General features: G+C 47.2%; 10 protein-coding genes and 1 tRNA gene. 5 read left to right on the top strand and 6 right to left on the bottom strand.

Annotated features, from left to right (window positions below; translation table 11 throughout):
- Positions 1-473: 473 nt before the first annotated feature.
- The gene (locus NWE93_14505) at positions 474-1,445 is read right to left on the bottom strand and encodes a transcription initiation factor IIB (protein MCW4001440.1); all 972 of its coding nucleotides are present in this window, start codon (positions 1,443-1,445) and stop codon (positions 474-476) included.
- A gap of 445 nt (positions 1,446-1,890) precedes the next feature.
- Between NWE93_14505 and NWE93_14500 the strand changes: the two genes are divergently transcribed.
- The 4 genes from NWE93_14500 (at position 1,891) to NWE93_14485 (ending at position 4,279) form a co-directional block, all read left to right on the top strand.
- A complete protein-coding gene (locus tag NWE93_14500) occupies positions 1,891-2,643 on the top strand; it encodes a hypothetical protein (GenBank protein MCW4001439.1) in 753 nt (250 codons plus the stop codon).
- A 544-nt stretch (positions 2,644-3,187) separates the two neighbouring features.
- A tRNA-Gly gene (locus NWE93_14495) sits at positions 3,188-3,266 on the top strand.
- Between the two features lie 37 nt (positions 3,267-3,303).
- The gene (locus tag NWE93_14490; protein ID MCW4001438.1) at positions 3,304-3,504 is read left to right on the top strand and encodes a hypothetical protein; all 201 of its coding nucleotides are present in this window, start codon (positions 3,304-3,306) and stop codon (positions 3,502-3,504) included.
- Between the two features lie 148 nt (positions 3,505-3,652).
- On the top strand, positions 3,653-4,279 hold the full coding sequence (locus NWE93_14485; protein MCW4001437.1) for a hypothetical protein: 627 nt from the start codon (positions 3,653-3,655) through the stop codon (positions 4,277-4,279).
- A gap of 257 nt (positions 4,280-4,536) precedes the next feature.
- Here NWE93_14485 and NWE93_14480 read toward each other — a convergent pair whose 3' ends face one another.
- Positions 4,537-5,340, bottom strand: coding sequence for an N-acyl homoserine lactonase family protein (locus NWE93_14480; GenBank protein MCW4001436.1), 804 nt, complete (start codon positions 5,338-5,340; stop codon positions 4,537-4,539).
- A 146-nt stretch (positions 5,341-5,486) separates the two neighbouring features.
- Positions 5,487-6,701: a right-handed parallel beta-helix repeat-containing protein gene (locus NWE93_14475; GenBank protein ID MCW4001435.1), complete on the bottom strand. Its 1,215-nt coding sequence runs from the start codon at positions 6,699-6,701 to the stop codon at positions 5,487-5,489.
- Between the two features lie 155 nt (positions 6,702-6,856).
- Here NWE93_14475 and NWE93_14470 point away from each other — a divergent pair, with 155 nt between their 5' ends.
- Positions 6,857-7,054, top strand: a complete 198-nt coding sequence (locus NWE93_14470) for a hypothetical protein (protein ID MCW4001434.1) — start codon at positions 6,857-6,859, stop codon at positions 7,052-7,054.
- Between the two features lie 23 nt (positions 7,055-7,077).
- Here the strand turns inward: NWE93_14470 and NWE93_14465 are convergent, their stop codons facing one another.
- The 3 genes from NWE93_14465 to NWE93_14455 all read right to left on the bottom strand — a co-directional run bounded on the left by NWE93_14465 (position 7,078) and on the right by NWE93_14455 (position 12,284).
- Complete coding sequence (locus tag NWE93_14465; protein MCW4001433.1) at positions 7,078-7,551, bottom strand: peptidylprolyl isomerase; 474 nt, start codon at positions 7,549-7,551, stop codon at positions 7,078-7,080.
- Positions 7,552-7,645: 94 nt separating this feature from the next.
- Entirely contained in the window at positions 7,646-8,140 is a 495-nt protein-coding gene (locus NWE93_14460) for a peptidylprolyl isomerase (protein ID MCW4001432.1), read from the bottom strand.
- A 280-nt stretch (positions 8,141-8,420) separates the two neighbouring features.
- The gene (locus tag NWE93_14455) at positions 8,421-12,284 is read right to left on the bottom strand and encodes a PAS domain S-box protein (GenBank protein ID MCW4001431.1); all 3,864 of its coding nucleotides are present in this window, start codon (positions 12,282-12,284) and stop codon (positions 8,421-8,423) included.
- Positions 12,285-12,494: the final 210 nt, after the last annotated feature.

Here is a 12,494-nt window from a genome sequence, read left to right as displayed (position 1 = left end):
TCAAATCAGCAGCGGAATCAGCAGCCATGATCCTACGCGTAGACGACATTATAACCGCCAAAGCGCCCAGGGGTGGATCAGGCGGTGGAATGCCCGGCGGCATGGGTGAAGAATAATGAAATTAAATCTAGGCTGTCTCCCATTTGGACTGCCAGAAAAGAACACTAATATTCTCTGTCTTTTTTCCAGATGTTAAGGGAACATTGACCCCAACAGTAACTGCTTCCTTTGTAGATGCAGCTCCCACAATTTGGTGAATCAAAAAATCTGCCTTTAGTCACAAAATCTTCTCGGTAATGTATAACAGGCGATGGATTTCTGTCTTTCTATATTTCTTTCATTAAATGATTGTTCTTTCTCTTCTACAACAAGCTACCTCAACTAGTTTTTTGCGGAATCTTTTGTGAGCATCAAGTCTAAGGGAAACTTGCGATTAGGCTACAGGTTGAGAAAATCATGGAAAGCAGAGAGAGCTAAAAATGAGCTCTTTCGGGTACTTCAAGACTTAGCTGCCTCTTTAGTGCTTTGTACCTGTTTCTAACTGTAACTTCTGTGACTCCAGCCGCTTCCGCAATATCTTTTTGTGTTATCTTCTCGTTATTCTGCAGACAAGCTATGTAAATTGCAGCTGAAGCCATGCCCATTGGATCTTTTCCTGATGAAACTCGATTTCGTCTTGCATCCCTTAGAATTTGAATGGCTGCGCCCTGTGTTTTCCCCGATACTCCATTCTTTTCTGCAATTTTCGAAATATAAGATAACGGGTCAGAGATAGGCATGTGAAAGTCAAGCTCATGAAGAAGCAATCTATAACATCGCGCAACATCTTTCCTATCAACAAGACTTGATTCAGCGATTTCGCGAAGGGTTCGGGGGGTTCCGCTTTGGCGACAAGCAGCATACAAAGAGGCAGCAGCGATGGCGGATATAGATCTTCCCCGAACTAAGCCTTTGTCGAGTGCTTTTCTGTAGACAAGAGCGGCTTTTTCTTTGATGGACGGTGAGACGGAAACTTTACCCGATAAACGATCAAGTTCGCTCATGGCTTGAGCAAGGTTACGGTCGATGGATGAGTGCACTCGACTGCGTATTTGCCACTTTCTAAGACGCCACATCTGTATTCTTGTGGATAATGGCAGTTTTCTCCCGAATGCATCTCTGTCAACTTGACTGATTGTTGTAGATAAGCCTTTATCATGAATGGAATAGGATGTTGGCATACCGACGCGGCTTCTTGAGGCTTTTTCTTGTTGAGTGAAAGCCCGCCATTCGGGCCCCTTATCCAGCATCTGTTCGTACAAAACAAGGCCGCAGTCGCCGCAGATCGTTTCGCCGCTATCGTAGTCATGAACGAGGTTTTTGCTTGCACATTCAGGGCATTTTTCAGTTAAGCGCTGAGCCGTCTTTGGGGCTTCTTTATTTATACTATTTTGAATTATGCTCATTTTGACTCCAGTATTTACGGAGCACCAAAATCAAAAAACCCGATAAGGTTTAAATTATGAAGGCGATCCCCGTACCTCTCTAAGTTTGGAAGATGTAGTTAATATACATGATTTGGTTTTTGGCCGGAAGCCATGTGGAAAAAGTAAAAACCAAGGTCCATGAGTCCAAACCCCCTACGATAAGCGCGAGGTATCAACCGTTAAAAGATCGAGTCCAATACAAGCCGACTACATCAGGGGAACAAGCAAAATGTTCAAGAAAAGAAAGAAACCGTGTGGTCACTTGATAAATAGGTAAGAATATTCAGACATACTTGCCTTTTAAAACGCTTAACCCTACATAAACAGGGACAGTTGGGTCTTGAACCCAAATGGTAACTGTTACAAAAGGCAATGAATCAATAGAAACCCTAAATACATGTACACCTCTATGAAATGTGATTTTATGAGTCACAAAACTGTTAGCACACCTGCCCTGCCCTCGATTGCTGAGCAACGCAAAGATGAACAACCGCTATTTGCCCACGAAAAAATGCTTCCACCAATAAACAAATATGTTTGCTGGATCGACGTGATGGGTTCTCAAAGTGTGATGCTGCGATCTCTAAACATGTCGGCTCACTTTCTGATGAAACTGCATCTAGCCTCCTTGCACGCCCACGATACATCCATTCAGTTATTTCCCGTAATTGACGGAATATACGCCTGTGCATCTTCACAAAAATCTATTTTGAATTTCATCAATAAAGTCAACGCAGCCCTTGCAATTACATTCATACTTGAACCGACCGCCCTTCATAAATTCATGATAAGAAGCGGGCTAGCATATGGACCCGTCATTACCGGAAAAGAAACATTAGCATGCGCTAACGAACTTCGAGAAAATTCTAAACATATTAATCAAGTGTTTTTTGGCGCTCCGTTGACTCAAGCATTTCAAATAGAAAGAAAAGCTGCGCCTTTCGGTGTAGCCTTGCACGAATCGGTTCGCTCTTTTGCGCCAAATAAGGAAACCCCTATGTCTGGAACTTATTGGAAGTGGTGGAAACATCCAATGGAAGATGCACTTGCTTTGGAGCTCTTTGATTCTCTCAAAAAGTATTATGATTGGTGCTTGGCGCATACTGCTATGCTGTCTTATGAAAAGGCAGACATTGAACGGCATATTGAATTAGCAAAGGAGTACTTCTCAGAATAAGCATACCTTGCCTGATAAGCTGCTGAATAGCATTTAATCAGAAGGCGCCATATGTCTTGGCAAAGAGGTAGGTTTTTTGCCAGAAGGGTAGAATGTTTGGGTAAGCGGATGTAGCCTTGTGTTGGCAGATAAGGGGCGTAAAAGTAGTGGTGTGGTTCGCCTTCTTTTCTGCTAACAGCCAGATCCGCTTAACTTTGTGGCTATCCCGTGTGTTATTGTGGTGCTCCTTTCTTACAAGAATAGATGTGTGCGTTTTCGCTTAAAAGGCATATTTCCAATTACGAAATATGTCACCACTAACATGACTTAAGCATTAAGACTGATAACAGCAGTTGGAGGCAAAGCAGGAAACTGGGCAGATTGCCGTTTCTTGAAAGAAGAAGCGGAGGCCCAAACACAAGCATACAACCCCCATAACCAACTGAGATAAAACAGATGACGCATATTTCCTGAAAGATTTATTAAAACCTCAAAACATCAATCTGACTACTGGTTAAGTATTAGTGGGCAAAAACCCAATGACAGCCTTAATCAGCAAACATGGGCGGCCGTCGTCTAGTCTGGTTTAGGACTTTAGCCTTCCAAGCTAATGATCCCGGGTTCAAATCCCGGCGACCGCACCACGTCATTTTAGCTTTTTATAAGGGGAGGGAGGTCTCGGTGGAGCAACAAAGATCAGAGGTACACGCAGACGATCTGCTTGAGGATACTGCCACAACCAACATGGAACTCAAACCACTCGCTGAATCCAAAAAGCAGCCTTCAGCAAAGCCACCAGGAGATGATGAGTATAGGCAGTTCCTGCCATCATCTAATAGTGAAAAATATGTAATAAACCAGACAACCCGATATTGCGCTTAAGTTGCTTGGAAAAGCTTTTATTGCAACCAAGCAGCTTAGCCATAACTAAGGGGAAGGTTACTTGACTGCTAATGAGGTTTCACACAGTAAACCACGTAAAAAATGGCTTATGCTTGTTTGTAGCCTTTTGCTGCTAGCGCTATCTTTAATGGCGTTAGTTGCTGGAGCGGCTATACTCTATCTTAACGCTGGTAACGATTTTGAAGGCTATGCACTGAGCGAAAACTACACCATAGATACCCCCGCAAGTGCTTTCCTATTGTGGGTCGGTTCCCCAGTGAGTGAAGCTAGACTAAAGTGGATAGTTACCTCAATTGAACCTAACCAATCGGTTTTTGCTGGTTGGGGCGCCGCAAGCACGGTTAATGCGTACACAGGAAACTACCAGTATGCCACGCCTGAGTCAGGATGGGGCTACACCGCCAGAGCCTACTATGCAGCATTAAACATTTCAAAACTACATGTAGTCAACCAGAACAGCCCTCCTCTGGTGCCTCCTCAAGAGCCCCTCTGGCTTAACACTGCTACCACCTCAAGTTCAACTACACTGTACTGTGACCCAAACAATGAAGGGGACAAAATGAGCATGCTTGTCATCATGAACGCGGATGGCTCAAGCGGCATTAAAGCCGAAATACAGTTAGGCTCCAGAATACCCCTCTATGGCTGGCTCCCGTTTGTGCTGATACCTGTGGGACTAATTCTTTTGATATTGGGTTTACTGGTTTTTAGGAAATCCAAAAAGCGGGTCCCTAAAAGTCCAGCGGCAAGTTAGTCATGGGGCCCTGCGGAAAACTTGAATTAACGTTAGTCTAAAGCAGCAGTGCTCATTGAGAGAGATTACTTGGTTAATGCCCCCCTTGAGAAGGGTTTGATGGTTATTCTGACACTGAGGCATCGCAATCAATAGAAGCTGCCATAACTTCGCTATTTCTCAACTATCGGGAGAAAAACCCTGCTTAGACTTTGGCCTCCAAGTTAATGAGCCCAATTCCAAATCCCGCCGACGGCACCCATCAGTCTCTAAACCAGTTAACTGTAGTATTCTGGCGCTACTTTGAAGGTTTTAAAGATGGGCAGATCATGGGAAAACATGATTTTCGCGTCAAATTTCTTCTGTAAGTCCCTGATTTTCTCTATTGACTCCTTGAATGCGACGCTATCGTACACTATCCCCGACATCTTGGTGGGTGGACCATAGTTCTCTTGGGTATAGAGGGCGTCTGAGGGAAAAATCAGCGTGCCTTCGTTCTTCAGATGCGCCACCAAACCCAGAATTCCCGGTGTGTGCCCCGGCAGCGAAACCAGCTCAATGCCATCCGACATACGCATGTCGCCGTCAACGAGGCGAAGCTTATCCGATGGGATTTCGAGGTCTGCTTTAACGTATGCTCCATGCTCGTTTGGATCAGGGCTTGAATCAACAAGGTGCCTTGCATAAGCGTAATCTTTCTTGTGAACATAGAAATCCGCATGCCTGAACAGGTGGTTGTTTCCGGCGTGGTCCAGATGCAGATGGGAAAGAATTACCGTTTTTATGTCCTGGGGCGCAGTGCCCGTTAGCGCTAATTGCTTGATTAGAAGCTGGTGGTCAGTGAAGAAGTAGGGGAAAATTGACCTTAAATTCTGCGGCCAATACCCCCGCATCGCCTCCGGGTGGCAGCCTGTGTCATAGAGGATTTTTCCCCCAGAAGAATCGATGAGTACGCAGTAGGTGGGTATGCTTATCCATTTTGCGGGCGGCGTCTTGTTTTCGAGTGTGCCAACGGTGGACATTGCCACTATCCAGTTGTAGTCGCCCTCAAGTCGGCCGTTGTCTAAAATGAAGATCCTCAAAAAACCCCGCCACAACATATTACATGAAATGGGCTTTTTCATATCCGTTTCGCTCTAACCGTTACTCTTAAAACCTCATGACCTGCCGGTTCAAATCCCGACGACCACGAAATCTCATTAAAAAAAATCATTTCTGATGTTTTTTACTACTTTGTTTTAATGGCTTGAGAAGTAGGTGCAGGCGAGTACCCGGAGATGTAGCTGGTTCCGTTCCAGCTGCTGGCACATTGAGTGGTGGCGCCGACGGTTCGGATGTTTACCGCCGTGTTGTTTGTGCATGCGTTGCCCAATAGCAGGTTGCCGATGTTGGCGCCGTATTCCCGGATGCCAAAGCTCTGCGGCTGCCCCCAGTCTTTGGTGTTGAAGACCTCGTTATTTGAGACTACGCAGTCATGGATCGCTAAAGCAGAGCTTGTGTTGCCGCCGACGAGTGCTATGCCGGAGAAGCCACCTTTGCCTCGGTAGCCGTTGTCGTAGATGGTGTTTTGGCTGATGATGTTCTTATCGGAGGCACTCTCGGTGCGGATGGAAACGCGGATGCCGTCGCCGTAGTTGGTGTTCACGCGGTTGCCTAAGATGCGGTTCTGCTGGGCGTCGGCAAGTTGGATGCCGCAGCCCTTGTTGAGAAACACTGTGCAGCCCTCCACTAGGTTGTTGCCTGAGGTGTAGAGGCGTAGCCCATCGTAGCCGTTGCCGCCTACTTCACAGAAGTACACCGACGAATCCGACTGCAACTGCTGCAGAATACCGTTCATGTTGTTGTGGCGGACGCTGCAGTAGACGATTCGGTTCTCGATGCTTCCTGAACCTGTGAGGCAGATGCCGTTGCCCATGCAGTCATACACAGCGATGCCTTCGAGGCGGCTGCGTTTGATTACGTCGAAGTGTACGCCGTCGCAGAACTCGTTTGTGATGGTGCTGTTTATTCGGGCGCCGTCTATGGAGAGGGTTTTGATAAGCACGTTGTATACGTTGGCTCCGGTGATGATGGACCCATTTAGGGTGGGGCTGCGGACCAGGCGCGTGGCGGAGTCGCTGGTGCCCAGCACGGGGTCGTCGGTGCCTTCGCCTATAAGGATGCTGTTGGAGAAAACCACGATTGGAGCGGTGAGGTTGTAGGTGCCTGATTTTATGTAAACGGAGTTGCCGCTGTGGGTGGCGTCGTTTATGACTTGGGAGGCGTCTGCGCCGCTGAAGGCTACGATGCCCAGGGAGTTTTCGGCAACCACCAAGCGGCCCTGTTGGCTGATAACGTAGTCCGGCGCGTTAGGCGGCACAGTGATGTAGATGCCGATGGCGACGCCAACAAGCAAACAGGCTATGCATAAGGCTATGATTTTAAGAGTCCCTTTGTTGCCCACCTGACTTTCCCTCTATTTGCGCTTAAAGTTGCCTTTAGATGACGCTAACCTGTACCTATTGCCTGATGCATTTTTATGCTTTTCAGGCGGCGGTTTGCAGTGGAGGCGAAAAGGTGAAAAGCAACCGCGGCAATACCAACATAGGAGATACAGAAATGAGTGAACAACCCAACATGGCAACCATCCAGTTAAACGGCGATAAACAAAACTTCATCATCGACAAAAAAGACTTCAAAACCGGCAGCAAAGGGTACTATGGAACAGGCAAGATGGTGGCTGGCGGCAAAAAGTATCAGATAAGCATCCAAGTTGTGGAAATCGGCTCCAAGCCTAAAGAAGAGAAGAAAAAGTAGCTACTTTTTAGCTTCTTAATTTTTTAGGGCAGCACCGACGCTGAGATAATCGTGACGGCCGTTAAGGGCTTGTCGCGTGCGTTGGTTTTTACTTTGGCGATTTTATCTACGACATCCATGCCTTCCACGACATTTCCGAAGACCGGGTGCTTGCTGTCAAGGTAGTTGTTATCGACTAGGTTTATGAAGAATTGGCTGCTGCCCGTGTTGGGGCCCGCGTTTGCCATAGCGAGGGTTCCGCGGTCGTTAAAGTTTTTCTTGGTGAATTCATCCTTGATGTTGGGGATTTTAGGGTCACCGTAGCCTGTCCCGGTGGGATCGCCGCCCTGAATCATGAAGCCATCGATGACACGATGGAAGATGGTGCCGTTGAAGGTGCCTTTCTCAACTAGGCTTTTAAAGTTCCCAGCGGTTATGGGCATGTCGCTGCGTAGGGCGATTGTGATGTCGCCAAGGCTTGTGTGAAGCAGGATTTTAGTTGGGTTTTGGTTTGACATAATCTTTGACCGCAAAAAGTATGTGCGGTCTATTAGTTATGCCTATTGCAAACAAAATATCGCGTTAGAATAAGAGTAGAAGAGGGCGATTGGTTTATGATAGCACCTTGGCGCCGATTATCACTACAGGCGTTGTGGGTGCATCATCTGAGTCCGTTTGAATATGCGAGATAGCCATGACCACGTCCATGCCAGAAACAACCTTGCCGAAGCTCACATAGTTCGCGTCGAAGTAAGTGCTGTTGTTGTTAGCGACGTTGATGAAGAATTCACTGGTTCCACTGTTTCGCCCCGCATTTGCCATGGATAGGGTGCCGTTGTAATTGTGGTTGGTGTCGGTGAACTCGTCTTTTATGCTGGGTATTTCGGTTCTGCTAAAGCCGTTGTCTGCGGGTTTGCCGCCTTGAATCATGAAGCCGTCGATGACGCGGTGGAATTGGCTGCCGTTGTATACACCTTCGTTGACTAGGCTCAGGAAGTTGCCTGTGGTTATAGGCATGTCGTTGCGCAGCGCCACCGTGATGTCGCCCATGGTGGTGCGGATGATAACCTGCTTGGCGCCTGAATAGGGGTCTTCAGCCGAGGAAATCGGGGTTGCAGTCGGGGAAGACGTAGGCGCAGGTGTAACCGTCGCGTTGGCTGGATTCCATGAGGGATTAACTGCTGCCACAACCCCCAAAACTATGACTACTACTACAACAACCCCTAAAGCCAATAAAAGGGACTTGTTGCCTCTCCTGGTTTCTAACTTTTCGGTTTTGATTGGCTTTTTGTGTGCTTTTCGGTTTCTGGGCGCCATGTCCCTGTAGTCAGCGGCTCGTCATATAAAAATTTTCTTTTCCTAAAGCATATGTCACCCAAAGAGCAGCTTAAGCAGTGGATTTCACATTGGCGGAGAGGGGGAAGTGGAGGATGAATTTCGTCCCCGAGTTCGTTTGGCTCTCAAAGTCTATGGTGCCGCCTAACGCGTCTACCAAGCGTTTAACCACCGCTAGACCCAGGCCTTGCCCCTTGGACTTGGTGGTGAAAAGCGGCGTGAACATTTTGGCTCTCACATCCTGGGAGATACCTACGCCTGTGTCCTGAATGGTTATTGCGACCGCGCTTTCCTTTTTTGAGGCTGCAATGGTTAAGTTGCCTCCGTTGGTCATGGCTTGGATTGCGTTGGTGATGAGGTTAGTTAGGATTCTACGCATGTAGGCAACGTCGGTTACGATGGGTTGGGCTTCAGCGTGTATTTGCGTTTGGACCTCTATGTCCTTGGGGATGTTTATGGTTAATAGGGTGCCCTCGACAAGTTCGCTGAGGTCCGATGCTTGGAGGTTGGGTTTTAGGGGTCTTGTGTAGTCCTGCAGGTCGCTAACGATTTTGTTAATGTAGGTTAGATTCTGGTTGACGGATTCTATGCTTTCAAGTATAGCCTCTTTGCTCTCGCCATCCTGCAGGTCCTTGACTTCTTGGGCTATGATGTACATATCGCTGGTGATTGCCTGCAAGGGGTTGCGGATGTCATGCCCCACCATACCCGCAGTCTGTCCGATGGCGGCTAATCGCTCGGCGCTTTGAAGCTGCTTGGCACGTTGTTCAGCAAGCTCCTCCATCTGGCTAGCATACTCCTCGAGTACCAGGGCATTTTCTTCCAGCTTCGCCTGCGCTTTAGCACGCGCAAGCTCGGTCTGCTTCAACTCATCTATGTCGGTTGTGTAGATACGTATCAACTCGGTCTGCGGGAACCGATAGAACTGCTGATGGTACCAGTGACCGTTGATTTCCATTTCTGTTCCATAGGCGTTTATGCTTTTGTCGGCGAAGGCCTGCTTGACTATTTTCCAGCCGGATAAGAAAACGTGATTCAAACCCTCTTTTTCAAGGTCTGGGAACAGCAGTTTAGTTGCGGGGTTAGCGTAGGTTATTTCGCCGTTCAAGTCAACTTCTATGATTGGGTTAGGATTAAGAGTGGGGAAAGTGGCTAAGCGGGCGATTTCACGTTCAGCCTCCTTGCGTTCAGTCAAGTCAACGTTGGATTCCAAGATGCTTGTAACTTCGCCGTGCTCGGTTTTCTCAGCAAGCCACCAACTCTGCATCGTAACTGCCTGTCCATCCTTGGTATGCTGAACAACCTCGCCGCTCCAGCTAAACTTGGTTTTAAGCTCCGCAACAATAACTTCGAAGGGCTGGGGAAACTCTGTTCGGAGAAGCGCATGCGTTCTTTTTCCGACGGCTTCTGCTTTGCTCCAGCCATACAGCTTCTCGGCGCCTCTGCTCCAGAAGGTTATTGTGCCATCTACTTTACGCACGATTATTGCGTCGGGGCTCAGATCGATGAGGGCGGCTTGGCGCTGAATGGCTTCTTCTGCCTTTTTGCGTTCAGTAATATCATGAACCATGCCCAAAGAGCGGATAATCCTGCCAGTCTCATCACGGATATGGGTGCATTTCTCATGGACAATTCTTATTTCACCGTTGTCTTTTCTTACAACTCTGTGCTCGATTTCATAGCCGCATTGATCTTCGCTGACTGAACTAGAGTACGCTTGATCCACTGCAGGACGATCGTCTGGGTGAACAGCGGCCAAAAAAGCCTCGTAGGTTGCCCCAAACTCTTGAGGTTTAAGCCCAAAGATTCTGTAGACTTCATCAGACCACGTTAGCTTGTTTTGTGCCAAATCAAGTTCCCAGCTGCCCAGATGAGCGATTTCTTGGCTTCTCTTGAGGCGTTCTTCACTTTCCCTTAATGCACGTTCAGCTTTCCGGCGTTCAGTTATGTCTCGGAAGACAAGCACTACACCTTTGAATACTCCATCGTTGGTTACGATTGGCGCTCCACTGTCGTCAATTGGAATTTTGGTTCCATCTTTGCGTACGAGCAAAGTATGGTTGGCTAAACCTACAATAACCCCTTTTTCTAGGACCTTTGTAACTGGATTCTCCACTTCTTCCCCTGTTTGCTCGTTTATTATGTTAAAAACCTGGGCGATAGGTTTCTGTTCAACTTCCTTTAGTGTCCAGCCAGTTAAGGCTTCGGCAACTGCATTCATAAAAGTGATTTTGGCATCCGTATCTGTAGCTATTACAGCATCACCAATACTTGATAGGGTAGTTGCCCACCGCTGTTCGCTTTCACGTAACTGCGAGGCGCGTTCTGTAACTAGCTGTTCTAAGTGTTCTCTGTATTTTTTTAACTCGCTCTCAGCGAGTCTTTGTGCAGTGATGTCCATGTCCATTTCTAGAATCATTGGTGAGCCATCAGCGTCCGTGAATGGAAAATCGTGGGCATCGATAATGCTGCCATCGGAGGTTTTAACTTCCCAATGGTGTGGTTTACCAGTCTTCAAAGGTGTGAAGGATTCGCAGAATCCACAAGGCTCAGCCTTGCCAAAACAGGATTCGTAGCAGTATCGACCTTTTGATTCCCCGAATTTTTCGCGGAAGCTCCGGTTTGCAAAAGCAATATGGCGATCGGGAGTTAGAAGGGCAACCATGGTGGGTAACGTTTCTAGAACATCGTAGAGTCTTTTGCGTTCTGTCTGGACTGTAGCTTCTACTTTTTTGCGGTCAGTTACGTCAACACCCATTTCAAGTATTAACATCGAACCGTCCGCTTCATAGAACGGAAAATCATAGATGTCGTAGTCTCTTCCGTTGGGGCCTGTCCATTCCCACCGGTGTGGACGCTTAGTTTTCAGGACTTTGTAGGTTTCACAGTCCTCACAGGGAGAGTCACGGTTAAAAAGGAATTCGTAGCAGCGCCCACCTTTAGATTCGCCAAACTGTTCCCTGAATACCTTGTTAGCAAACGGCATACTGTAATTTTCATCAAGAAGACAAACATAGGAGGGAAGCGTTTCCAGAACGTTGTACAGGCGCTGGCGTTCTTTACCGATTTCTTTTGTACGCTGCTGAACTTTTTCTTCTAACTCATCGTTGAGTTTTTTCAGTTCCTCTTCGGCTTGTTTACGTTTTGTTATATCGTGTGCCACATGGATAGAACCGACGAGTTCCCCGTTATGATCCCTCAGAGGTGTCGTGCTGACGATGAAGTCACCGCCAAGCCGTGGCTCATGCACCTCAGCGATATGCCGCTGTCCATCTTCGATGGTTTGTGTATGTGGACAATTCTCTGGCGGAGCATCTGTTCCATGAACGCACTTATAACATTTCTGTCCGACAGCCTGTTGGGGTGTAACTCCAAGCTGTTCTGCCATTGGCTTGTTTGCTCGAACGAGCCTGTGATTTAAATCGATTATTGCGATTAAGTCAGGCACGGCATCAAACGTGCGTTCCCAGTCATCTTTGGCTTTTTTAATCTCCTCCAGAGCTTTTTTGCGTTCCGTTATCTCTTCAAATATTGCTACAAAGTAGCCATTCTCAGGACTGTAAGCCGAAACATTATACCATTTCCCAAGATGCCCCGAGTAACTTTCAAACTGAGCAGGCTCCCCCGTGAGAGCGACTTTGCCGTATCGCCCAATCCAATCTGCAGAATCTTTTTCTATACCTTTTAGAACTTCGGTGACTTTTTTGCCTATGACTTCTTCCCTTTTCAGCCCCGTCATCTTTTCAAAAGCAGGGTTGACCTCGAGAAATACGTAGTCAAGTGGCTTTCCATCTTTGTCTACGACTATTCGATGGTAAGCAAACCCATCCATCATCTTCTCGAAAAACATGTTGAACTGTTTTTTATCAGCACCGAAAGCTTCCGTCAAGTTGTTAGAGAAGGAATCGACAGACAAACTGTTCACCAGATACTGCTTTAATCAGGATTCCTCCATATAAAAAACTTCAGCTAAATACCGATAGATTAAGCCTGAAAAAAACGAGCAAAACAAGCAGACAAACCCGACAAGTTCACCCCTAAATATCATGCTAAGCAGTCAATCAAGATACAAAAATCAGGGGGCTGCTTGGATAATTCTTAAAAGCCCAAACTGTGTCAGACACCA

The sequence above is a fragment of the Candidatus Bathyarchaeota archaeon genome (assembly GCA_026014735.1).
Taxonomy (GTDB): domain Archaea; phylum Thermoproteota; class Bathyarchaeia; order Bathyarchaeales; family Bathycorpusculaceae; genus Bathycorpusculum.
Note: the sequence above shows the minus strand (reverse complement) of the source record. Positions and strands in the feature narration are given on the sequence as shown.

Bases quoted from the DNA above. Each gene is read 5' to 3' on its own strand.
- NWE93_14470 (MCW4001434.1), top strand. From the start codon at position 6,857: ATGAGTGAACAACCCAACATGGCAACCATCCAGTTAAACGGCGATAAA.
- NWE93_14505 (MCW4001440.1), bottom strand. From the start codon at position 1,445: ATGAGCATAATTCAAAATAGTATAAATAAAGAAGCCCCAAAGACGGCT.
- NWE93_14465 (MCW4001433.1), bottom strand. From the start codon at position 7,551: ATGTCAAACCAAAACCCAACTAAAATCCTGCTTCACACAAGCCTTGGC.
- NWE93_14500 (MCW4001439.1), top strand. From the start codon at position 1,891: ATGAGTCACAAAACTGTTAGCACACCTGCCCTGCCCTCGATTGCTGAG.
- NWE93_14485 (MCW4001437.1), top strand. From the start codon at position 3,653: ATGGCGTTAGTTGCTGGAGCGGCTATACTCTATCTTAACGCTGGTAAC.